Origin of the sequence: Paenibacillus pedocola, from assembly GCF_031599675.1 — a bacterium.
In the GTDB taxonomy this organism is placed as follows: Bacteria; Bacillota; Bacilli; order Paenibacillales; family Paenibacillaceae; genus Paenibacillus_AQ; species Paenibacillus_AQ pedocola.
In genome coordinates this window covers 2,205,802-2,230,124 of record NZ_CP134223.1, presented here as the reverse complement: position 1 = coordinate 2,230,124, position 24,323 = coordinate 2,205,802, and the positions used below count along the sequence as shown (strand labels likewise).

Below are 24,323 nucleotides of genomic sequence, written 5' to 3'. Positions count from 1 at the left end.
AATTGTTGCTTTTCAATTTTCAAACCCTTCATCCATCTTTTAACACTTATTATAAGGAAGTTATTCCTTCAAAGCGGATACGATCTCAGCTCTCCTGCTGTCAAATGCATCATCACTTAGGACTGGCCGCCATTGCCGCGAACCTGAAGCATTCGTAAGCTCAATCCAGGACCGGCAGCCTGAATATTCCGGGAGCACTTGAATCGTAACCGGTGTATCCGGGACGTACACGCGAAGCAGCAGGACATGCAGCGGCTCCTTGGCTTTCCAGCGCAGTCTTTCAGCGGCCAGATCTTCACTCCAGATATGGAAAGGATACAGCCGCTTCAGCTGTTCCAGATCATGGACTTCCAAATCCGCTGCAGCTTCAGCATATGCGCGTAATGGAACGGTCTCGGTGCTTGCCGCTTCATCGGCCAAAGTCTGGCCAACCAGATGGCGAAACTGCTCCTTGAGCATTTCGGTACGCTGATGCTCATAGGTGGGATAAAGGTAGAACGAAGGGCTTTTCAGCTCAAAACGCCTCGTTTCTTCTTCAATGCCCCCCTTGCGCAGCAGCATGATTTGCTGTCCTTCGGTTAAAGCTTGTACGGCAGAAGCCCACTCCTTCAGAGCTACCGGGTTAATATTCAACGGCGACCTCTCCTTTCAATCCTCGGGATGACAAACAGGAAGTTTATTAAGAATTATATAACTTGCTGCAGCTGTCTACAAATTGCATGAGTCACATATGTACACGAAACATTTATTCAATTGTGCCCCGTAGCTGCAAAAAAATAAAGCCTCCACACGGGAGGCTCTATTCCATTTGTCCTTAAAAGTACTTTACGCTTCTCAGCCCAGGAAAGAACGCAGCATCCATTGATTTTTTTCGAGATCGGTGCGGATCTTGATGAATAAATCGGCGGTCGGCTGATCGCTGACCTGTTCGGCAAGCTCAATGCCCTCCGTCAATTCCTCAGCTACCGTCGCAAAATCCTCAATCAGGGTCTGTACCATGCCCCGGGTATCTTCCTTACCGGTTGCCTCCTGAATTGTAGCGATTTCCAGATATTCTTTCATCGTCGCTGCCGGACTGCCCTTGATGCTAAGCAGGCGTTCAGCCACCTCGTCCATTTTGAGGGTAACATCATCATACAGCTCTTCAAACTTCACGTGCAGGGAGAAAAATTGCTCTCCTTTTACATACCAGTGATAATTATGAATTTTGACGTACAGTATGTTCAAGTTCGCTACTTGTCGGTTAAGTACTTGTTCCAGTGAAGCGGTATTGACCTTGTTAGATGCTTTAGCCATTAGTGATCCCATCCTTATCCATAATTTTTGCCGGCAAGCATGTCCATCTTCCGGCTGCAGTTGTCTATATTCATTTTACCCTTCCGGATGAAGGACGAAACAAAGATAAGCTGTCCTTCCTCAGCAGGCTGCGGCACAACTGCAGGCTTCACCTACTCGTAGGATGACCATGTATCGCGGCCTTATGCTCTTTTTTTGTAGCCTGTTGAACATGAGGGGCCATGGCGGCCCCTCATGACTGTTACAGCTCTTTGAGTGTTACTCAGAGCATGAGAAGCAGTGCTTCCGCACCAGTCATCCCTGGCACAATACCCAGATTCTCCGCTTCTATAGTAACAGATTCCAGCGGAGCGGCAAGCAATTGCGCTAAGGTACGCACGCCTACTGCCCTTGCTGCAATGATCTTCCGGTCGCTTAGTGTTTCATTAAGCAGGCCCACGTCGAGTGCTCCGCACATGATATATCCCCGGCTTGTGCTGACAGTAAGCAGAGTTGTTTTAGGCAGTTTTACCTCGACACCCACCAGAGTATGACCGCCTACCTGAACAGGCTCTATCGTAACCAATTTGCAGCTCCTCCTTTTTTCATATGCACGTTGTATGTGTATGCGTCTAACCTGATACGCGTGTGGACGAATGAGCCTATCCGCTTACAAATACCGGAGCCGTTAGTCCTTATTTCCGGCAATCGGGTATATGATTATTGCCTGTTTAGTGGTATAGTTTATTTGATTTATCAATCGATTTAACGACAAAGCTGGGGGATATATGGACAAGAAACTACAAAACACGGACGGTAATTATTTGTTTAACGTCGACATCTTGATTAATGCCCGTACCAACCCGCTTGCACTGCAATTTTTACTGGAAGTGTTGAATAATAGCGACAAAGTTACAGATTTCAACATTAACTCGGGTCTTGAACTGGGGAGAACGATAGATACACTTCTCCGTTCGGCAAAAATGGCCCTTAAACAAGAGTCTGCACAGCCAATCCCCATTAAATTGCCAGTAAAGCCGGCGAACGAGCAAACAGATAAGCGCAGCGCCTCCAAGTCGGCACCTGAAATTCCAGCCGATGCCTTTGCAAAAATCCGGCAATATATTAAGAACAACCAATTAGTCCGCCTCCGGACGAACAGTCCAGGCAAGCAGATGTCTATGCCCTGCCGGATTCTGAATTTTGATGATGCCGCCTACACAATAAGTGTCTATCATGTGGATGAGAAGCAAGTCTATACCTTCAACCTTAATGAAATTGATGAATTTGTGTAAGGGCCTTCTTCTCAGTAATGCAAACAAGCACCTCCCGGGAATCATACAGCGGGCAGGTGCTTGTTTTTTAATTATGATACCAGAATCAGCTTTTGCGGGAAAAAGCTTCCCAGGCCAAACAAATCCAGCCGGCAATAAAGCATACACCACCCAAAGGGGTAATGGCTCCCAGGATACTGATGCCAGTAATACTTAATACATACAGGCTGCCAGAGAACAACACTATTCCTGCAATCAGCAGCCGGCCTGCCCAGCGCAGACGGGCACTTTCACCCCATTGTCCTGCAACCAGAGCGATCAGAATCAGGCCAAGCGCATGCACCATGTGATAATGAACTCCGGTCTCATACACCTGCAAATGGTCCTCACTGATCACTGACTTCAGCATATGCGCCCCGAAGGCGCCGATCATCACTGACAGCATCGCCAGCAATGCCCCCCAAGCCATAAATCTTCGTTGCATCGCAGTTACAACTCCTTATCCTTAAGCTCTCCTTATCTTAACTTATCAGCAGCGTTGAATTCCAGCTCAGACCCTTTCATAATTTTCATCATTACTCTTGCATTTACTGCTGTCTTGTGAAAAAGTGGAAGGAGTAATCATTCAACCCCATTCACGAGGAGTGCAATGCATGGATTATAATCCACCACCAAGATCAGAGCTGCCGGAAGATCCGGCGGACCCATCTTTATCCGGACATAGAGCGCCGGCGAATATTGAACCAGAATATGTATTTCAGGAAAACAAACGTGATTTCAGGCATTCGGGACCAGGTATCGCCTCTTTTGTCATCGCCTTGGTTACATTGGTCGGCTATGCGGTTTCCTTCGTATTCGTAGGCATGCAAGCCTCTGACATCCTTAGCAACAGCAACGATGTGATCGCTGATTCTTCCGAAACCATTATGTTCCTGGGGCTAACCGTACTGATTCTCGCGGCCGTGAATGTAATCGGTGCTGTCATCGGCATTATCGGGCTGACGCTCCGCCGGCGCCGGAAGGTATTTGCTATTATCGGTACGATCATTAATGGAGCGATCCTCCTGCTGTTCATGCTACTGATCGCTACCATACTGGTAAATGCCGGCGCATAATATTTCTGATGTCATCAGCATTTGGACTTACAGTAAAAGGGCCGTTCCCGGATTGTTGGGAACGGCCTTTTTGCTGCTACATTAGCGGTTGACGATCGATTCCAGCGATGCATAGACATGCGGACCGAAGCCTTCAGAGGCTTCCCGCTGGGGAATATTCAGCTTGATGATGTAGCCCTGCCCGTCAATCTCCTTCACAATATATTGGCGGGTGAGACCGGAGCCCATTGCAGTCAGGTATAGTCTTAGCCCGGACATCCGCTGATCCCGCTCATCTTGGCTGAGTGCGGTGACTTCTCCGGTAGCCGAAAGCTCTTCACGGCCTTCCTCAGCCAAAGCATCCAGATTAAAATCGGCAGGCAGCCTGGTAATTTCAGCATAGTAGCCGGGGTCTACTTTCATCGCCAGCTTATTACTGGATTTGTCGAAGGTGAATATATCAAATATATATAGTGAATACCCTTCACCTTCGGCAAGGCGGGCCGTTTTCTCTTCCTCCATCCCTTCAAGCGTAAGCTTGATCACTTTGGTTTCGGGCAAGGATCCAGATAGGGCTTCTTCTTCGGAGTCAGGCGCCTTATCCAGCTTGGAAAGTACCCGCTGTACAACAGAAGGGTCACCTTCCACTGCTTTTTCCACATATTCGATAATGACAGGATCATTCATCTCAAGCTTCTTAGGCGCATTCTCGGTGCCTACCCCCAGCTCAAAAGCAGTAGGGCCTTCTTCGGTCTCTATTTCTACAGAATGATTGTCAATCTGACCGACATAAGTGCCCGTGCTCTGAACCGTCTGTGCTTCTGCAGTAGCGGCCGGGCTGGTTGACGGTGCAGTGGTACTCTCCGCCACAGGCGGAGAAGCGGTAGCCGTGGGTTCTCCGGGTGCTTCAACAGGACTTTTGCCTCCGCATGCCGTTATCGCCAGCATTAGTACAGCCACTGCCGCGACTGCCGGTAAGGAACGTTGTGATCTCATGTTGACGGCCTCCTCAGATTTGCAGGATATCGTAATCTCTACCCTTATTAACGTTTAACCCGTTGTCAGGGTTGCATAAACTTGGGCCCTCTTCACCTAACACGTCCGCAGAACCTGGTTACCGCTGTTAATCCGCACTGTAAGCTGCTATACCGTTGACAACCGTCATCCGCACCTTCGCACGCAGCAGCTCATCGGCATCCGTCATGATCCCCCGGTCTAGTACCGTAAAATCCGCATGATAGCCGGTTGTTATCCGGCCCCGTTCCCGTTCTTCTCCGGCAGCAGCAGCACTGCCTTCCGTGAACAGTCGGAGCGCCTGCCCAAGACTCAGCTTTTCCTCCGGCAGATAGCCCGCATGCCGCTCTCCCGGCTTACTGCGCGTGACTGCGGCATGCATGCCCAAAAACGGGCTCAGCGGCTCGATCGGCGCATCACTTCCCCCGGCGCAGGTAATTCCGGCCTGCAATAGCTTCGCCCAGGCATAGAGATATTCTGTTCTGGCCGGGCCTACCCGGTCCAGCACCCAGGGGAAGTCGCTAGCCACAAAACGCGGCTGGATATCGGCGATCAGCCGCAGGCTGCGCATCTGCTCCACCAGACTGTGATTCAACACCTGCGCGTGAATGAACCGGTCCGGAAGGGCCGCATCCAGCGGCAGACGGACATGCTCCATCGCCTCAAGTGTCATCCGGGCCGCGGCGTCCCCGATGGCATGAACAGCTACAGGATAGGAAAGCCTGCGGGCTGCTCTGACGATTTCATTCAGACCCTCCTGAGTATGGATTGCGATGCCGGAGGTCTCAGGTGCATCGCTGTAAGGCTGCTCCAGCAGGGCAGTCCGCCCTCCGATGGCTCCGTCGGCGAACAGCTTAACTGCTCCGAGCCGCAGCCATTTGTCTCCGCTGCCGGCAGCAAGCCCCAGCTTCTCTACCTCCTGCAGGAAGGGGTAGTACAGCAGCTGATGCGTGCGGAAGAACAGCCCTTCTTCCCTCAGCTCGCGGTGGATCCGCAGCATTGTTTCCACGCTGCCCAGCAGCCGTAAATCCTCGGTATGCACAGCGGTCAGACCCAGAGAGAGCGCATCATTAATTCCACTGCGGACTGCCTTTTTCAAGGCGGCATAATCCGGAGCGGGCTGCACGGCATTAAACGGCTGAACGGCATCCTCGTATATCCAGCCGGTCAGCTTCCCTTCACTGTCACGGCCATAAGCTCCGGAGGCAAAGTCCGGAGTTGAGGCGGTAACTCCGGCCCGCCGGAAAGCCTCACTATTGCCGAGAAAGGCGTGGAAGCAGGTCCGGGTCAGGAACACTGGATGCTGCTCTGTTACCGCGTCGAGTTCGGACATATGCGGTGCAGCAGCAGGCTGGAACTCATTCTCGTTCCAGTTCAGGCCGAGAATCCACTCGCCTGGAGGCGTAAGCTTCGCCCGCTTCGCGATGGCCTGCAGCATCTCTTCTTTGGAGGTCATGCCGGTAAAGTCCAGCATGTCCAGCTTCATGCCGTGCATCCCCAAATGCACATGGGCATCAACCAGACCAGGCAGAACATGCCCCCCGTCCCAATCGGTGACCGCATATTCACGCCCGGACAGCTGCAAGGACAGCTCCTTGCTTTTTCCTATCGCTGTAATAATGCCATTCTCCACAAGTACAGCATCCTCTTCCGGGCGTCCGATGGCTGACAGATTTCCATTTTTGAACAAGGTTAACGTCATAAGTACTCTGCTCCTTTATATTGAAGTGTCCTTAATGGTTGATATGAATGCTGCACAGCTAAAATAGAAAACTCACAAGTTCAATCTATATAGGCATCTACCGGAAGCAGGTACCCGCTAAACTAATACAATGGTGATAAGCCTTATTTTATCCTCCGAAGGAGTGGTTTCCTTGAGAATCGATATCGGCTGCGGTTCCAGCAAAGAATCAGGTTACCTGGGAATCGACCGGGTTGCTTACCCCGGAGTGGATATTGTCTGTGATATTAATGAAGAAATACCGCTGCCGGACAACACCGCCGAATTCGTCATGGCCAGCCGTGTGCTGCCGTATGTGAATGATTTAATAGCAGTAATGGCGGAAATTTACCGGATCAGCACTCATAAAGCTGTAGTCTGTATCCTCGCTCCTTATGCGCACAGTTATTCCCATAGCTCTAATCCTTTTTTTAAGCAGAAGTTCGACGAATATACGCCCCGCTATCTTACTGCGAGCTTTTTTCAGCCTTCGTGCAGCCCGCTCTCTCCGGTGGTTCCCGACTATCCGGTGCCGCCCCCGCCGTTTGATTACAGACTGCTCCGGATGGAGCTATTCTATCAGTATCCGTTTGACCAGTCACTATACGAAACAGAAGAGCTCGACGTGCTTAAGACCCTTCAAGCGAATGTAGTGCATGAAATTATGTATCATTTCACTGTAATTAAGAAAGATATTTCCCAGGCAGAGCTGGAAGCGATGAGCAGGATTCAATATCCTGAGCCGCACCAGCTGCTGGAACGCAGACGACTCGCCAAGTTCAGGCAGGATTATTACTAGAGGTAAGCGCCCCTTTACCGGAAAAACTTGCTATTATTTATTAAAATCTGCAACTGGACAAACAAATTAGGCCGCAGCCCTTCATAGGCTAATATATCACATGAATGATGGCACATCGTCCCAGCAGGTGACGGTCTGCTTTTTTCGTTATAAACAGTATTGAAAAAAAGGAGGTGAAAATTATTCCTCTAGTCGTCCGGGCTACGATTAATGCAACAGGTGCTATTACTTTTACAGGCAATACGCTTGGCCTAAGCCGTTCCGATTCAGCGGGGGTCCCCGGCACACAGGACAGTATAGGAGCCTTCAGTACTGTGAATACAGCCTCTACTTTCGGTTCTTATCCCGCAGGCACCACAAATCTCTACCAAAGTAACAGCTCAGCTGCCATCCTAACGATTCCTGCCGGAAGCACTGTGCTTTATGCAGAATTGATCTGGGGCGGTTCCTATATCAACGGCAATGTTAATTTAACCGGTTTCATCAACAATCCGGTTTCGCTGACTACACCGGCAGGAGCAACTGTCAGTATCTCGCCGGATGCAGCCACCAGCAACACGGTTGATCTCGGAAACGGTGCCTCTGCTTATGTCCGTTCAGCCAATGTAACCAGCATCATCCAGACCGGCGGAGCCGGGACTTACATCACCGGCGGTGTAGTCGGCACTATTGTTATTAATAATGATTCGACAGCCAACCATGCCGGTTGGACGCTTGGCGTCATTTATCAGAATCCCTCGCTGCCCTTCCGCAATATGTCACTGCGTGCAGGGGCGGTGCTCGTACAGTCATCGTCTGCGCCTGTCGTCACCACCATTACAGGGTTTGCCACACCTGTCACCGGGGCGCTCGGCGGCCGGATTTTGTTCAGCGCACAGGAAGGAGATGCCAACCGTTCAGGCGACCAGGCGCTGTTTGGTCCTACCTCGGCCACGCAGGCAGCTCTGTCCGGGCCAAACAACTTTGCCAACAATTTTTTTGCTTCACAGATCAATAATGATACCGGTTCGCTGAATACTACCGGAACGTTCGGCACCCGCAATCAGACCAACGGCAGCCCGGGCAGCAACATTAGCGGCGGACGTCAGGGCTGGGACATTACGAATATCGACGTTTCGGCCAGACTGGTTAACAATCAGTCTTCAGCTCTGCTCACCTTAACTACGTCAGGAGATGCCTATGTAGTTAACGGGAATGCACTGCAGATTGATATCAATGCACCTAAAATCAATCTCACCAAAAGTTCTAATTTGTCAGGCACCATCATCGGCGATACGGTAACTTACACTGTAACTGTAAGCAATACAGGTACTGCCAGCGCCGCGAGTGTCGTTTTGTCGGACACCCTTCCGGCAGGCTTAACCTTTGTGGCCGGAAGGGTCTTCGTCGCCGGAGTATCCAGACCTACTTACGATATTTCAGCAGGCATCCCTCTAGGCTCTTTGGCTTTTGGTACCTCTGTGACCGTTACATACCAAGCAAGGGTCACTTCACTGCCTAACCCGCAGTTTATTCCCAATACAGCCAATGCCGCTTTTACGTTTCAAAGCGTGGCCGGCGGGCCCATTGTCTCCGGGGTTATCCCTTCCAATACGAATTCATTGCCGGTATACTCCCCGGTCCTGGGCATTGTTAAAAGCGCCAATACCAGCAATGCTACCGTCGGCGATCAAATAACTTATACGCTGCAGATTGCCAACACCGGCAATATCGGAGCAGCAACTACGCTGACGGACAACATCCCGGCAGGCAGCTCTTATGTCCCGGGCAGCTTTACCGTAAATGGTACACCTGTTGCCGGCAACCCCGCCACCGGAATCGCGATTGGCATGATACCCGCCGGAGGAAGCTCCACAGTGCAATTCCGGGTGGTGGTCAACAGTTTGCCGTCTCCGCCGCAGCTCGTAGATCAGGCAACCGCCGCATATACCTTTCTGGTTCCTGACGGCCGTACCGTCTCCGGTTCAGCGGCTTCGAATACGCTGACCATTCCCGTTACACTTCCTAACGTAACTGTACTCAAAACCGCCAGCTTCCCAGACGTTGCTGTAGGCGATACACTGCTGTACACCTCCGTCATCAGCAACAACGGTGTAGCTGCAGTCACAAATGTTATCTTGTCCGATCCCATTCCCTCCGGCAGCACTTTTGTAGCCGGGAGTGTCATCGTAGCGGGTACATCCCGGCCAACCGCTGATCCGGCGACCGGAATTTCTATTGGAACGATTGCTGCAGGAGCCAGTGTAACCGTCACATTTCAGGTGACCGTTAGCTCGGTACCGGCGGGTTCCCAGCTCTCCAACCGGTCGTCGGCATCCTACAGTTCAGGGGCTTTCACGGCCATAACACAGTCTAATATTGTAGCAACCCCTGTGTTTCAGCCCGTGATCGGAATACTCAAAAGCGCAAGTCCTGCCAGCGCCACCGTCAGCGGCAATGTGCTGTACACGCTGCAGGTACAGAATTCCGGCAATATAGCAGCTGTCGTCACTTTGAGCGATAATATTCCGTCCGGCTCAGCGTTTATCTCCGGCAGTGTAACAGTGAACGGAGTCGTCCGGCCGGGGGAATCGCCGCTTAGCGGCATCGCGCTGGGATCGATAGCTCCAGGCACAACCTTTACAGTGACATTCTTGACGTCTGTAGAGTCCCTGCCTTCACCTGCGGTATTAACCGATCAGGGCAGCAGCAGTTATACTTATCAGCTTCCAAGCGGACGCTCACTGGCTGGATCCAGTGTATCCAACACCGTCAGCCTTCCAGTATCCGCACCTAACATTACTCTGCTGAAAAGTGCAAACCTTGCAGCCATCGCTGTCGGAGAATACATTACCTACACCGTATCCGTCTCTAACCCCAGCGGCGTGCCAGTTAATAATGTGGTTGTATCCGATCCGATTCCGGAAGGAGGCGCGTTCGTAGCCGGCACCGTTACAGTTAACGGCACTGCTGTTCCTTCAGCTAATCCTGGCGCCGGTATTGCCCTGGGCACTATTGCAGCCGGCGCAACTGTTGTCGTGAGGTTCCAGGTCAATGCTATTTCAGTGCCGAATTCTGCACGTCTGAGTAATCGGGCAAACGCCTCTTTTACCGCCGGCGCGTTCAGTGGTACAGCACTGTCCAACACCATAAACACACCGGTCTTTACCCCGGTGATCAGCCTAGTCAAAAGTGCAAATGCCGCACAGGTCTCAGCAGGCAGCTCTCTGTCTTTTTCGATTCTGGCCAGAAATACCGGCAATATTGCCGCCACACTGAATCTGACCGACAGCCTGCCGCCGCAGGCAACATTTGAAACGAACAGTGTAATTATCGGAGGAACTCCCCTGCCGGGTTACGACCTTGTAACAGGAGTGCCTGTAGGCCCGCTTGCCCCGGGCGACAGCGTCACGGTAAGCTTTCTGGTCACTGTTACTGCACTGCCCCCGAACCAGCTGCTGCTGAATTCCGCGGCAGCCTCCTACAGCTTCACCTTGCCGGACGGGCGGCAGCTCGGAGGAAACGCTGTATCGAATACATTATCTGTTCCCGTGTCTGCACCGAATGTCACTGTCGTGAAGAGTGTGAACGCCAGCGATGCCGTAACCGGCGACATTCTAACGTTCACCTCACTGCTGACGAACAACAGTATTGCTGTGGTCCGCAACATCATTCTCAGCGATCCTCTGCCTGAGAATGTGGCTTTCATTCCCGGAACCGTAATTGTGGGCGGTGTCTCCCAGCCGCTATCAGTTCCGTCCGCCGGCATTCCAATCGGCAGTCTGGCCCCAGGGGCAACAGTTGCCGTAACATTCGAGGTGAGGGTAACAATGCCGATTCCTTCTCAAATTAATAACCAGTCAACCGTAAGCTTTACCTCCGGTGTATTTTCCGGTTCATCGACTTCCAATGTCACCACAACACCGGTAATCGAGCCGCAGATTTCATTGGTGAAAAGCGCCAACGACCTTAACGCTACGGTCGGGGATACGATCATTTACACGATCGTTGTCAGCAATACCGGCAATCTGGCAGCAAATGTAACCTTAACCGACAACATTCCGGCAGGGACTACCTTTGACCCCAACAGCGTTATCGTCGGCGGCTTCCCGCAGCCGGGATCAGCCCCGGATACCGGAATTGCTGTAGGCACCGTTGCTCCCGGCGTGAGCGTTTCCGTCAGCTTTACCCTGTTTATCGTCTCCCTGCCGTCTCCGCAGCAGCTTGTCAACCAGGCGAATTCCACCTACACCTTTACACCGCCAGACGGCCGCCTGCTCACCGGCACCGCAGCTTCCAATACGGTTACGATTGCAGTTTCAGCCCCTAATCTTGAGGTAGTGAAAAGTACTGCTTCTACTTCCGTCGCACTAGGAGACACGATTTCCTATTCTGTCAGCATCACCAACAACGGGATCGATCCGGTTAATAATGTGCAGCTTACCGACCCTATACCTGCCGGAACGGTATTTGTCCCGGGCAGTGTGTCTGTTAATGGCGTGTCTTTTCCGAATGCTAATCCGGCCTCGGGGGTTTCCGTCGGGACTCTGGCCCCCGGTGCTTCATCCTTGGTTACTTACAGCGTTTCGGTTACTGCGGTTCCAGCCAATGCCTTGATTAATAATCAGGCGACTGTTACGTATACATCTGGTGTTTTTTCGGGATCCACCTTCTCCAATCCTGTATCCGTCCCGGTCTTCCAGCCGAGCATTGCTGTGGGCAAGAGTGCTAACACTTCCAATGCAACAGTCGGCGATACGGTTACCTACTCCCTCAATGTTACCAACACAGGCAATTATGCGGCTAATCTGACAGTTACGGATAATATTCCGGCAGGCACTACCTTTGTGCCGAACAGCGTACTGGTAGGCGGTCTGCCTCTGCCGCAGGCTGACCCGTCCACCGGTATCGCCGCAGGCTCCATTCCTGCCGGCGGCACCGTACTGGTGCAGTTTTCGGTAGACATTACTTCACTGCCTTCGCCGCAGCTCCTGGTCAATCAAGGAACTGTGACCTCCTCCTTCACCCTGCCGGACGGACGGACTCTAAGCGGTTCTGTGCTGTCGAACACGTACACTATTCCGGTTTCCAACCCGAATCTTGGAGTTGTGAAAAGCACAACTACCACAGCTACAACTGTCGGGGACTCCATCACCTATACGGTAGTTCTGACAAATAACGGGATCGCCGCCGTGGGAAATGTCGTCTTCACCGATGCGCTGCCAGCAGGAACCACATTTGTTGCCGGCAGTGTGCTGGTCGATGGTGTACCGCGTACGGGTACTTCACCTGCCACGGGTGTAAACATTGGCAGCATCGCTCCTGGAGCGTCTGTCACAGTCTCATTTACAGTCACTGTAACGTCACTGCCGGCCTCCGGACTTCTGAACAACCAGTCCTCAGTCAGCTTTACATCCGGGTCCGTTTCGAATGTAGCCTTCTCCAATATAGTCTCCACCCCTGTCTATCAGCCCATTGTTGCAGCAGTCAAAACCTCCAGCTCCACAAATGCGACGGTCGGAGATACGATTACCTATACAGTAACTGTCAGCAACACGGGCAATTACCCGGCAACAGGTACCTTAACCGATACGATTCCTGCCGGCACTTCACTTATAGCCAACAGTGTGCTCGTGGGTGGCCTGCCGGTTCCGGGAAGCGACCCGTCTACCGGCGTTCCGCTTGGAACGATTGCTGCTGGTTCAACCCTGCAGGTCACATTCTCCGTCCTGATTGCTACGCTGCCGTTAAGCCAGCAGTTAAGCAATCAGGCAACGGTCTCCCTGGCCTATATTCTGCCTGATGGCCGGACGTTCAACCAGTCAGCCGTGTCGAATATTAACCAGATCTCTGTGTCATCACCTAACGTACTGATTGTCAAGAGCTCTGCTGTAACCGATGCCGTTGTCGGCGACACCGTCGGCTACACTATTGTCGTTGCCAACAGCGGGATTGCACCAGTTAATAATGTTGTGCTCAGTGATCCGATTCCTGCCGGCTCTTCCTTCGTCCCAGGAAGCGTAGTCGTTGACGGCACTCCGGTACCAGGGGCGAATCCGGCTAATGGTATCTCCCTTGGTACAATTGCACCTGGAGCTTCGGTTACGGTCACCTTTAACACGGTAGTCAATGCACTGCCTAGTCCGGCAAACCTCAATAATCAGGCTTCGGTCGGCTTCACCTCCGGTGCATTCACCGGCGCTTCCTATTCCAACAATCTGATCATACCTGTCTATCAGCCGATTATCAGTGTGGTAAAGAGTGCTGATACAGCCAATGCAACCGTTGGCGATACCGTTACCTATTTCTTGAACGTGACCAATACGGGCAATTTACCGGCGGACGTAATACTAACTGATGCTATTCCGCCGGGTGCCGTATTTATTCCGAACAGTGTACTTGTAAATGGTGTACCTCAGCCGGGTGCCGATCCGACAGCCGGAATCAACGCAGGAACCGTTGCAGCAGGAGCAACCGTCACGGTAACCGTTACACTGCAAGTAACTGTAGCTTCCCTGCCTTCGCCGCAGCAGCTTGTTAACCAGGCAGAGGCCAGCTTCACCTTCAGTCCGCCGGACGGACGCCTGCTCACCGGTTCCTCGCGCTCGAATGTGCTGATTATCCCGGTATCTTCGCCGGATGTTACAGCGGTTAAGAGCACACCGGCCATTGATGCCGTAGTCGGCGATATAATTACTTATACAATAGTGGTAACCAATAACGGAATTGTTGCTGTTAATAATGTTGTTCTGGTTGACCCGATTCCTGCTGGCAGCCAGTTCGTTACCGGCAGTGTAACCGTCGACGGTGTTACCCGTCCTGCTGCTAACCCTGGATCAGGCATCGTGATCGGCACAATTGCTGCCGGTGCATCCACAACTGTAACCTTCCAGGTACAGGTAACTGCCATATGACACCCGGCCCGAATCTGCAACCTGTCGTGACGAATCAATCGATGGTGCTGTTCAGTTCAGCGGCGGGCGTTGACGGAATTACGTTCTCCAATACCGTTAATACCCAGGTTGTAGGTCCTATTCTCTCCCTGTCCAAAATCGCAGATAAAACCAGTGTCTCACTCGGTGAAACACTGGTTTATACGATCGCGGCCAGAAACAACGGCAATATCCCGGCACTGCTTACGGCTGTGGACGCCCTTCCCGAAGGTGTGTCGTTTATTGCCAACAGTGTATTAAGAGACGGAGTACCCTTACCTGGTGTAACACCTGCTGACGGGATTCCGTTTGGCACAGTTTCACCTCAAAGCCAGGTCACGGTCGCCTTTCAGGTCATCGTTGTTTCGCTGCCTGAAGCTATGGAGCTCCGGAATGCCGCGACGGGAAGATATTCATTCTCCACACCGCGCGGCCGGTCCGTACAGGGTGAAATCCGCTCCAACACAGTGAGGGTTTCCCTGCTATCCTTCCAGCTCTCTACACTGCTGACAGCAAGCACTCCGACTTCCTTCATCGGGGATGCCGTTACCTATACTCTGCTGCTGAGGAACGGGGGGACACAGGCACTGGGAGGCATTTCTGCAGTCATTCCTGTTCCGGAAGGGACAGCATTTATTCCCGGAAGTATCATCGCAGGCGGTGTATACTCTCCCGAAGCAGATCCTGCTGCCGGAATCCGGCCGGGCAGTTTACGGGCTGGGGCTGCTGCAGAAATCTCTTTCCGGGTGCGGATCACCAGCGTATCTCCGGGTTCAGCGCTAATTACCCGCGCTCTTGTCTCCTACACTGTCAATGACCATTCCGAGAATACGGAGAGCAACGCTGTATCCGTCACTATCGTGCAGGCGGGCATCACTGCCAGTCTAAAGGTCGATTTGAACAGCGCTACTCCGGGTGACATTCTCCGGTATAAATACACTATCCATAACAGCGGAAATCTGGCGGTTGATGCTGTGCTTGCAGATGCGCTTCCGGCCGGTACACTGTATATCTGGGATACCATACAGCTGGACGGAGTGCTTCAGAAGGGTGTCCGGCCGGGTGAAGGCATTCCGCTGGGCACCTTACGGGCCGGGGTTACAATCGTGGTGGAGTTTCTCGTGTCCGTCCCTGCAGCCACCGACATCCGCCAGCTGCCCGCAGTACAGAATCAGGGGAGCGTGCAGTACACGTTTACCCTGCCTGACGGGCGGAACGTCCGGCAGAATGCCCGATCGAATACCGTCACTACCCTGCTCTTCGCGCCTATCATCTCCATCCACATGACAGGCGAGCCGCCGATTGTGGAACCCGGCAGTATTGCCGAGTTCAAAATACATGTTACCAACAGCGGCAATTATCCGGCAGACGTAACCGTTATCCGGATCGTGCCGTTAGGCACCATAATAGATCCCGATATCGTAACAATCAGCGCGATTCCTATGCCTGACACCCCATTTAGTGGAACCGTTCCACTGGGTGTTCTGGAGCCGGGACAGACGGTCCATCTGATCTATAGAGTCAAAATCAATATCGATTACATGGGCAATGTGCTCGCCGGCAATTCGGCAGCACTATATGTTTATACTATTGAGGGCCGCAGATATTCAGGAGAAGCAAGGTCCAACAGCTATCGCCTGATTATTGAAGAGATCAGTGAATAAAGACAGTACGTTCACATATCCCCCATCCCCATGAATATACTTTAGTTACAGCACATCCTTTAGCTTCAAGCCAATGCCCTACCGATTTATATTCCATGGGAGGTGGTCATCCTGCCAGAGTCACCCGGTCCATATGCATTTGTCGTGTCAAAAGAAGACTGGTCCCTTCACCGCAAAGGCCATCAGGATCAGGAGCGTCATCAGCAGAAGGTCAGGGAAGCCATTAAGGATAATCTGCCTGACCTTGTGACCGAAGAGAACATAATTATGTCGGACGGCAAACAAATCGTAAAGGTGCCCATCCGCAGCCTGGACGAATACCGGATCATCTATAATTTCCGCAAGCAGAAGCATGTGGGGCAAGGGGACGGAGACAGCCAGGTCGGTGATGTGCTCGGCCGCGATTCGCAGTCCGCCCAGCCGGGCAAAGGGGATAAAGCCGGTGATCAGCCCGGACAGGATACTATCGAAGCGGAAGTCAATCTGGAAGATCTCGAGGACATTCTGTTTCAGGACCTGGAGCTGCCGCATCTGGCACCGAAGGATAAGGAAGAGATTGAGGTCAAATCGATCGTCTTCAACGATATCCGCAAGAAGGGCATGATGTCGAACATCGACAAGAAACGCACTCTGCTGGAGAATCTGCGGCGCAATGCCAGTAACGGTAAGCCCGGCATTCACAGCATCAGCCCCGACGATTTGCGCTACAAAACGTGGGATGATATTACGGTCCCACATTCTAATGCAGTTATTATTGCAATGATGGATACGTCAGGCAGTATGGGGACTTTTGAAAAATACTGCGCCCGCAGCTTCTTCTTCTGGATGACACGTTTCCTGCGCCGCCAGTACGAGAAGGTTGAAATTGTCTTTCTGGCCCATCATACGGAAGCCAAGGAAGTCAGCGAGCATGATTTCTTCACCCGCGGCGAAAGCGGCGGCACCATCTGCTCATCAGCCTATCAGAAGGCGCTTGAGATTATCGACAGCCGTTACCCGCCGGCCAAATACAACATCTATCCGTTCCATTTCTCTGATGGCGATAACCTCACCTCGGATAATGAACGCTGCGTCAAGCTGATCGGAGAGCTGCTGAAGCGGAGTAACATGTTCGGCTACGGTGAAGTAAACCAGTACAACCGCAGCAGTACACTGATGTCCGCCTACCGCCATCTGAAGCAGGAGCAGTTCATGCATTACGTCATCAAGGACAAAAAAGAAGTCTACCAGGCGCTCAAGAGCTTTTTCGGTAAAAGAGAAGCAGTGAAGTAAGAATCTGATAGATTTCATGCATACCAAAGATCCCCCTTTCCGGTAAAACGGATAAGGGGGATCTTTGAATTCAGCGTAAATTCTGCCCTTTTACTTTACAATTTCGGAATCCAGAGTGATATCCTCATCAGGATTCATATACCAGACACCGTCCGCAGATTTCACCACGGATACAAGAACGTAGAGTCTGAGTTTAGGCAGTTCTGGCTGGGCTTTATCACTTAAGTTGTAGACAGAATAGACCGTGGCTCTATTTTGGTTATAAGCGACAATGACCGCTGTTTCTTTCGTATACTCCATTTGCTGCTTCTTATACTCGAATTTCAGATACTCCCGCACCAATTCCAAATCGGGATAGTCGGTGAACATCTGCCCGGCAGGGTTTTGTAGCGCCAGCAGGGCATCTATGTTCTCTTCATTTCTCGCTTTAAAATCAGCAGCAAGCAGGGAATTGATCGCCGTTTTGTCGGCATCAGGCACACTGATTTCTTTTTGAGCCAGCGAAGTATAATCCAGATATTCCGTATCCGAAGTTATATTGTGAATAGTCCAGCTTTTATCCGCTTGATGCTCCATCTTGATGCTTGCATGCTCGATCCGGTCCAACAGCTGTCCACCGCTTTTCCGGACCAAAATATCTGCAGAGAATGTTGTATACGTACCCCAGGCTTCCAGGTTGAGACTTTGGATTGTCGCCAGACCGCCGGAGGTTTGATAATGGGCTTCCAGCAGCGCCCGGATTGTTTTCAGGTCCGATTTTTTGGGCTTTCCCTGCAAATCTTCATAAATCCGCAACGTTTTTTGTTTCTGGTCATAGTCGGTAATGATATACCAGGTACTTTGAAATATTGATGCAAGGACCATGATGTCCGCACCGGAGCCGATGAACACCGGGGTCCCTGTCTCGCTGTAAGGAAATTCATTTACATAGGCCTTTTTAGCTTTCAGATCAATTCTGAACGAAGCATCCTCCGAGCCTGCTGTTATGACCTTTTTGACAGCGTCATATTTAAAGCTGAAGCCCAGGGCCTGCACGACGCTCCGGAACTCAACATACAGCTTGCCTCCCTGAATTACAGGAGCTGTCCGCGGGTGGATTTCCTTGTCCTGCACGTATACACGGATCGTCTTCGCGGCAGCAGCCTTCGCTGATACACCTGCCGGATTCCAGGCCATGATTGCGATTAAGCTGACTAGCAGAAGGATTGTAATACTTTTCACATTAACTCTGATACTCAAAAATTATTCCCCCCAGTAAATAATGATTTTTCCTTAATCTATATTTCGACAAGTTCCATACATTTCCTTAGTCTGTCTTTGTTACGTGAGCCCATTGACAATTTATATCGGTTAACGATATAGTATTTATATCGACAGACGATATACCGCCAATCGATACAAATAGAAAGTGGTGAAACAGGTTGCCGGAAAACAAAGATTACGGAGCATTGACCGAAGGGGTCTACTACATTCTGTTGTCCCTGTTCACCCCGATGCACGGTTATGGAATTATGCAGAACGTCAAGCTTCTGAGCAATCAGCGCGTTGATCTTGGGGCAGGAACACTTTACGGTGCACTAGGCACACTGGTAGAGCGTGGCTGGATTGAGCCTCTTCAGGGCATTCAGGATTCCCGCAAGAAAGAATACAAAATTACGCCTGAAGGCATCCTCGCCGTGCAGAGTGAAATAACGAGGCTGGATGAACTGCTGTCCAACGGAAGAAAGCTACTGGGAGGCGAATCGGAATGAGTCATACGGTGCGCAAATTATTCTTTAACTTTGAGAAGGAAGAACAATGGCTGAATGACATGGCGGCTAAAGGACTCGCGCTTACCGAATATTCATGGGCCCGTTATGTATTCGAAGAAAGCGGCAAAGGTGAATATATTTATCGGATCGAGCTGCTTGAGGATGGGATAAAAGGGGCTAAATCTGTAGAATACCTACAGTTTATGGAGGAAGCCGGAGTAGAGCGCGTGCCAATGAACAAAGGACAAGTTTCTTACAACAAGTGGGTCATTTTTAGAAGAAGAGCATCCGAAGGTCCCTTTATAATTTATTCGGATACTGAATCCAAAATAAAGCATTATAGACGTATCCACCGCCTGTGGATCTCCCTCGCTTTGATGGAATTTATCCTCGGCTTCATGAATGTAGGGCTGGTGGCTCTGAACAACATTAGCATTATCTCCAATATTAATCTTGTCACGGGTCTTCTGCTTATCGTTCTGGGTGCGGTCTTCCTTCTCTGCAGTCTGCCAGTGCGCCAAAAAATCAACAAATTGCAGAGCGACAAGCTAATCCGGGAGTAAGCTTCCGGATTAGCCGCCGCTCATACATTGTTGCCTGGCAGGCCGGAAGCAGATTCTCCGTCCTGTCCCATTCTATATACTAATGTACCTTTTCCCGGTCCTTGCCCTTATCGGATTCACTCGCGTTTTTATTCGCGGCATCGCGGTCGAGCTGCATTTCTTCCACGGACTTCACCTTTAGCCTGGCCGCCCCTTCGTTATCTGTCCGGGTAGGAATCAGGTTGCCTGATGCCAGCCGCTCTTTGGCTTCGGTAATAGCATCTGTATACTGCGGCAGCCACTGCTCTCCAGCGACAAGCATCTCATCCACCATCTGCCAGATTTCCGGCGGACTACAGACCGCGCCGACCAGCGGATCCATCATGAATGCCTGCCGCAGCAGCTGATCATCACCATGCACGGCGGCTTCGACTGCGAGCCGCTGTACAGATATGCTGACATTGCATACTGCAGCCGGTCCGAGCGGAAGTTCACCGACCAGCGGCATGGAGATGCCGTTATGGTCCACATAGCCCGGTGCTTCGATCACCGCATCCTCCGGCAGATTGGAAATCACGCCATGATTCACGACGTTGAAATGCCCCCGGTAGACGCGGCCTGTCTCAAGTCCTTCAATAATATATGAGCCATGCTCTTCCCCGCGGTTCTCTGCTGTGTACTCCAGTGCCGGCTCTTTCATCCAGTTTGGAAAATCAGTCTCGAACCAGTTCCGCCCTTCCGTACACACCCGCAGGTAGCCGCCTGTTTCTCCGTTAATCCAGCTTCCCAGGTCAATCCAATCCATAATTTCAGCACTGCGCTTGCGGTACCAGGGTACATATTCGCTTAAATGTCCGTTCGATTCCGTACTGTAGTACCCGAACCGGCGCAGCATATCAATCCGCACTTTTTCGGTACGGCTGAATTCCGGATGCTGCTCAAATGCCGCAAGCAGACCTGCCGTCAGGTCCTTACCCTGATGCTTCGCAGAGATGTACCAGGTCTGGTGATTGATCCCGGCGCAGATAATATCCACCTCAGACTTCTCCAGCCCGTAGACTTCAGCAATCTGATGATGACCGTGCTGCACACCATGGCATAAGCCGATCGTCCGGACCCCGCCGTATTTATTGCAGGCCCAGGTCAGCATCGCCATCGGGTTCGAGTAATTCAGCAGGAGGACATCTGGAAGAGCGACCTCCCGGATATCCCGGCAAATTCCCAGCATCTCGGCGATCCCCCGCTGCCCGTACATAATGCCGCCCGCACACAGCGTATCCCCTACGCATTGATCCACCCCATACTTCAGCGGAATATCCACATCCGTTGCAAAAGCCTCCAGCCCGCCCATACGGATTGTGCAAAATACGTACTTGGCATCCCTCAGCGCTTCTTTGCGGTCCGTGGTTGTTTTGATCTGTATAGACAGTCCATTCTCTCTGATATCCCGCTGGCACAGCTCGGTGACCATCTGCAGATTATGGCTGTTAATATCCATGAAGGATACTTCAATATCGCGGAATTCCGGTACTGTCAGCAGGTCGCGCAGGAGTCCGCGGGTAAACCCGATGCTCCCCGCCCCGATGAATGTGACTTTAAAAGACATGGCTATCAGCCTCCGTAAGTGGATTGGTTATTCCTGTCCATTGTAGCAAGGAGGCGGAGGGAAGCGTAACCAATATCATGACCAATTTCCGGACTGGCTGTCAACAATCCTCACTTTTCATCTGAAAAGCGGGTGATGTCGCTCCAGGAGTAGCGCTCGATGGAATTACGGTATTCGACTGGAGTCATGCTGCTGTACTTTTTGAACAGAAGATGAAAATACTGCCTGCTGCTAATGCCGACATAATCGGCAATTTCCGCAACCGGTATTTCACTTTGTGCTAGCAGCATCTTGGCCTTCTCCATCCTCAGCAAATTCAAGTAATCGGTCAGGGTACGGCCTGTCTGTTTCTTGAAAATCCGGTGCAGATATCCGGGATGCACATTTACGGCTGCCGCGACCTCCTTGACCTGGATGCTGCGGTCATAGTTCTGATGCAGGAATTCAATGGCTCTCCGCACATAGAGCTGTGAAGGCTGCTGGCTGGCAAGCAGCCGTTCCCGGCGCAGCCTGGAGAGGCGCAGCAACAGCTCAGCAAACAACAGCCGGACCATACTGCCCCCGTCCTTGCCGTGCTGATCCAACTCCAGCACCAGTGCTTTGAGCACATGAAAGACTTCCTCCGGATCAGCCAGAACAAGGCTTGTGAAGGGGTTCCGGAGCAGTTCTGCAAGAGACTCTTCCTCCTTGGCGAGCCTGCTTAGCGAGGGTGCCACACCTGCATAGTCCGCGAAGCCGAATTCCACATTCAGCATCCGGCAGGCATTGTCCTCATCAACAATCAGCCTATGCGGAACATTGGCATCGAGCATAATCAGCTCACTGCGTTTCAGGATGAACCGCTCCTCACTTCCGGAGCAGCTGCGCACATCCACCGAACAGCTTCCTGAGATGACATACATGATTTCCGTTGAGTTATGCTGATGATACGGCATGGTGTAGTGATTCCATTGTTTATAATAGTAGGCAAAAAAATGCGGACTGTACTCTCCCTCCAGCAGTTGCTGCTGAAAGAGGCTTCCATTAAGCTCCGGCACTCCCTTCACTCCCTTCACTTGGTAATACACCGTTCCAGCTTGAATAGGACTAGTGTATCCTGTGATGTGTTTCCCGACAAGAAGCGTTCCGGCAGACAAACAAAACCTCTGCGCTTCCGTAAAATGAATTACGGTACGCAGAGGCTTAATTAACTGTCATTTGTAATGAGCGGATACCGCCATCACTACGCTAGCAGTTTATCCCTGAAAAGAAACAAGCGATTGCTGCAAATTCTCAGACAGCTCTTCCAGCTTTGCCGAGAGGGCCACGAGCTCCTCGCTGACAATGAACTGCTGCGAAGACATCGAAGCCACCTCCTGTGTGGACGCGCTTGTCTGCTGCACCACCGAAATCACACTGGCCATGGATTCACCAAGCTGGCGCTGGAACTCGTTCAGCTCAGAGACAGAAACGGAGGATTGGCTGATCAGCCCAAGGAACTCTTCCATCTCACCACGTACACTTTCAAAAATTACTGAAGATTCCCGTACGGACGTAATCTGCTCGCGGAACAGCGGGCCTGCCTCACTCACAACCTTGACTGTATTATCGATATGGCGGCTGATTTCTTCTGTAATCCTGGAAACGGATTGAATAGACTCGTTGGACTGGTTAGCCAGTCCCCTGATCTCATCGGCAATAACGATGAACCCTCTCCCGGCCGCCCCGGCACGGACGGCTTCAATAGAAGCATTCAGCGCAAGAATATTGGTCTGCTTGTTGACTGCTATCATCGGGCTGAGAATGCTGCGGATCAAATGCGTGCTCTCCTGGAGCATCGCAGAGTTCTCCTGAATCAGCTCCATCATCCGCATTGTAGATTCACTTTGCGTGACAAGTTTTTTCATCAGTTCCGTACCCTGGTCACTTACCGCTATCACCCGCTCCGCCGAGTTATCCATGATCGAGTTAATCTTAGCCACCTCGTTCATTTTGCCGCCCATCAGCTCCACATTGCGGTTGCTGCTCTCCGCTTCAGCCGCCAGACTCGCTGCCCCATCAGCAATCTCACCCGTTGCTGCGGCCACCTCTCTGGCATGGGTTGAGGTAGCACCGGAAGCTTTGACCAGCTGCTCCGAAGTTGCCAGCACTTCCGTCGCCGACAATCCGCTTTGACCAGCGAGCAGAGAAATCTGCTCCATCATTCTATTGAAGCTGTGCCCGACCCGGCCGATTTCATCCTGGCCTTTAAAATTCGTCCGCACCTGCAGATTGCCCCGTTCGCCTTCTTCCATCAGACTGGCAAGTTTGCCAAGCGGACGGCCGATCAGGCGAACCAGTATATAACCAATCAGCAGTGCAATTAAGGCTGCCGCCAGCACAACGGATAATGTAATGTAGAGCAGCCTGTCTGCTGATTTGGTGAAATCACTGACCGGCGCATAACCAAGAATCGTCCAGTCCGCCGTTGCCAGCGGCTGGTATACAACCAGTTGGGATGCGCCCTGCTCATTACCTGCTGTGAAGGAATGCTCCTCACCCGCTGCCTGTCCGGCACCGACTTTTATGTATGATGATTTCCCAAGCAATTCATTATCCGTACCGTAGACAATGTTCCCCGCCGGGTCAAGAATACGGATTTCTCCCTTCTCCCCGATATGCAGGTTGGACAAAACATCTGTTAAGGCGCTGCCCTTAATCTCAATCAGCATATAATATTCTGCATCAGGGTTCTGGATATTGCGCAGCAGCCGGCCCATCGTCATCGAAGACTCGCTGTAAGAATCGAAGAACCCTTTGGCCCGAACCGGGAACCATACGGGATTTCCTTTGGCATCGTCCAGCTCCTTGAGTCTTGCAACTACCCCCTCATCGCTGCGGATCGCCGAAATGCCCGATGATTTGTAAGATTCGACATCAACAAGACTGCGGGATACGAGCCGGATGGCCATCAGTCGCTCATCGGAGCCTTTGACTCCATCAAGCTTGCGGCGGATCCGGTCTTCTGCCCCAACCTTGGCCACTGTTCCGGTAGCGGGATTATTTACAGCCTCCAGGTCGGCCTTCAATACAGCATCTACGGCGAATTGTCTTGAGAGCGCCTCATATTCATCGAAGAGGAAGTCTAACTTATCGGCAGCCTGGACGATCGCTTGGGATGAGGCGGCCGCAACCTCATCAGTGATGATGCCTTTTGCAGCGTAATAGGAGGTCAATCCAAGCACGGACGACAACAACAGAATGGTGCTGAACAGGATAATGAACAATTTGACGCCAACCGATTGCAAGTGCAAGCTTCGCTGCCGTTTCATAATTTCTCTCCCCACAAAATAAAATAACCCCACATATGGTGGGTTATATCCTTAAAGCCTAAACAGGCACCTTAGCATGAGTATCTGAAAATACACAAGGTACAGCCTATC

18 protein-coding genes are annotated in these 24,323 nt (G+C 51.6%); 8 read left to right on the top strand and 10 right to left on the bottom strand.

Annotated features, from left to right (window positions below; translation table 11 throughout):
- Nucleotides 1-60: 60 nt before the first annotated feature.
- The 3 genes from QU597_RS09425 to QU597_RS09415 form a co-directional block, all read right to left on the bottom strand.
- On the bottom strand, nucleotides 61-633 hold the full coding sequence (locus QU597_RS09425) for a DUF1802 family protein (protein WP_310832407.1): 573 nt from the start codon (nucleotides 631-633) through the stop codon (nucleotides 61-63).
- A gap of 201 nt (nucleotides 634-834) precedes the next feature.
- Nucleotides 835-1,296 carry a Dps family protein gene (locus QU597_RS09420; protein ID WP_310832406.1) on the bottom strand — a complete coding sequence of 154 codons (462 nt, stop codon included), beginning with the start codon at nucleotides 1,294-1,296 and terminating at the stop codon, nucleotides 835-837.
- Nucleotides 1,297-1,558: 262 nt separating this feature from the next.
- Nucleotides 1,559-1,861: a YunC family protein gene (locus QU597_RS09415; RefSeq protein ID WP_236333614.1), complete on the bottom strand. Its 303-nt coding sequence runs from the start codon at nucleotides 1,859-1,861 to the stop codon at nucleotides 1,559-1,561.
- A gap of 202 nt (nucleotides 1,862-2,063) precedes the next feature.
- Between QU597_RS09415 and QU597_RS09410 the strand changes: the two genes are divergently transcribed.
- Entirely contained in the window at nucleotides 2,064-2,570 is a 507-nt protein-coding gene (locus QU597_RS09410) for a hypothetical protein (protein ID WP_310832405.1), read from the top strand.
- A gap of 85 nt (nucleotides 2,571-2,655) precedes the next feature.
- Here QU597_RS09410 and QU597_RS09405 read toward each other — a convergent pair whose 3' ends face one another.
- Nucleotides 2,656-3,033, bottom strand: coding sequence for a DUF423 domain-containing protein (locus tag QU597_RS09405; RefSeq protein ID WP_310832404.1), 378 nt, complete (start codon nucleotides 3,031-3,033; stop codon nucleotides 2,656-2,658).
- 169 nt (nucleotides 3,034-3,202) lie between these two features.
- Here QU597_RS09405 and QU597_RS09400 point away from each other — a divergent pair, with 169 nt between their 5' ends.
- A complete protein-coding gene (locus QU597_RS09400; RefSeq protein ID WP_310832403.1) occupies nucleotides 3,203-3,664 on the top strand; it encodes a hypothetical protein in 462 nt (153 codons plus the stop codon).
- Nucleotides 3,665-3,745: 81 nt separating this feature from the next.
- Here QU597_RS09400 and QU597_RS09395 read toward each other — a convergent pair whose 3' ends face one another.
- Nucleotides 3,746-4,639 (bottom strand): DUF8580 domain-containing lipoprotein, encoded by an 894-nt coding sequence (locus tag QU597_RS09395; RefSeq protein ID WP_310832402.1) that lies wholly within the window; start codon nucleotides 4,637-4,639, stop codon nucleotides 3,746-3,748.
- Nucleotides 4,640-4,766: 127 nt separating this feature from the next.
- Nucleotides 4,767-6,359: an amidohydrolase gene (locus tag QU597_RS09390; protein WP_310832400.1), complete on the bottom strand. Its 1,593-nt coding sequence runs from the start codon at nucleotides 6,357-6,359 to the stop codon at nucleotides 4,767-4,769.
- Nucleotides 6,360-6,531: 172 nt separating this feature from the next.
- On the opposite strand from QU597_RS09390, the gene QU597_RS09385 reads away from it, so the two are divergent.
- The 4 genes from QU597_RS09385 to yhbH all read left to right on the top strand — a co-directional run bounded on the left by QU597_RS09385 (nucleotide 6,532) and on the right by yhbH (nucleotide 17,023).
- Entirely contained in the window at nucleotides 6,532-7,176 is a 645-nt protein-coding gene (locus tag QU597_RS09385) for a methyltransferase domain-containing protein (protein WP_310832399.1), read from the top strand.
- Nucleotides 7,177-7,490: 314 nt separating this feature from the next.
- Nucleotides 7,491-14,069 (top strand): CLIPPER-2 domain-containing protein, encoded by a 6,579-nt coding sequence (locus tag QU597_RS09380; RefSeq protein WP_310832398.1) that lies wholly within the window; start codon nucleotides 7,491-7,493, stop codon nucleotides 14,067-14,069.
- The gene (locus QU597_RS09375; RefSeq protein WP_310832397.1) at nucleotides 14,066-15,751 is read left to right on the top strand and encodes a DUF11 domain-containing protein; all 1,686 of its coding nucleotides are present in this window, start codon (nucleotides 14,066-14,068) and stop codon (nucleotides 15,749-15,751) included. The genes QU597_RS09380 and QU597_RS09375 overlap by 4 nt, the downstream gene beginning before the upstream one ends.
- 111 nt (nucleotides 15,752-15,862) lie before the next feature.
- Nucleotides 15,863-17,023, top strand: coding sequence for a sporulation protein YhbH (gene yhbH, locus QU597_RS09370; protein WP_310833267.1), 1,161 nt, complete (start codon nucleotides 15,863-15,865; stop codon nucleotides 17,021-17,023).
- Between the two features lie 90 nt (nucleotides 17,024-17,113).
- On the opposite strand, the gene QU597_RS09365 is transcribed toward yhbH, so the two are convergent.
- On the bottom strand, nucleotides 17,114-18,262 hold the full coding sequence (locus tag QU597_RS09365; RefSeq protein ID WP_310832396.1) for a stalk domain-containing protein: 1,149 nt from the start codon (nucleotides 18,260-18,262) through the stop codon (nucleotides 17,114-17,116).
- A 182-nt stretch (nucleotides 18,263-18,444) separates the two neighbouring features.
- Between QU597_RS09365 and QU597_RS09360 the strand changes: the two genes are divergently transcribed.
- Both QU597_RS09360 and QU597_RS09355 read left to right on the top strand, forming a co-directional pair.
- Nucleotides 18,445-18,774, top strand: coding sequence for a PadR family transcriptional regulator (locus tag QU597_RS09360; protein ID WP_310832395.1), 330 nt, complete (start codon nucleotides 18,445-18,447; stop codon nucleotides 18,772-18,774).
- Entirely contained in the window at nucleotides 18,771-19,337 is a 567-nt protein-coding gene (locus QU597_RS09355) for a DUF2812 domain-containing protein (RefSeq protein WP_310832394.1), read from the top strand. Before QU597_RS09360 ends, QU597_RS09355 begins: the two co-directional genes overlap by 4 nt.
- Nucleotides 19,338-19,416: 79 nt before the next feature.
- On the opposite strand, the gene QU597_RS09350 is transcribed toward QU597_RS09355, so the two are convergent.
- The 3 genes from QU597_RS09350 to QU597_RS09340 all read right to left on the bottom strand — a co-directional run bounded on the left by QU597_RS09350 (nucleotide 19,417) and on the right by QU597_RS09340 (nucleotide 24,212).
- Nucleotides 19,417-20,922, bottom strand: coding sequence for an alpha-glucosidase/alpha-galactosidase (locus QU597_RS09350; protein WP_310832392.1), 1,506 nt, complete (start codon nucleotides 20,920-20,922; stop codon nucleotides 19,417-19,419).
- A gap of 110 nt (nucleotides 20,923-21,032) precedes the next feature.
- On the bottom strand, nucleotides 21,033-21,959 hold the full coding sequence (locus QU597_RS09345) for an AraC family transcriptional regulator (RefSeq protein ID WP_310832391.1): 927 nt from the start codon (nucleotides 21,957-21,959) through the stop codon (nucleotides 21,033-21,035).
- A 198-nt stretch (nucleotides 21,960-22,157) separates the two neighbouring features.
- Nucleotides 22,158-24,212 carry a methyl-accepting chemotaxis protein gene (locus QU597_RS09340; RefSeq protein WP_310832390.1) on the bottom strand — a complete coding sequence of 685 codons (2,055 nt, stop codon included), beginning with the start codon at nucleotides 24,210-24,212 and terminating at the stop codon, nucleotides 22,158-22,160.
- Nucleotides 24,213-24,323 lie beyond the last annotated feature (111 nt).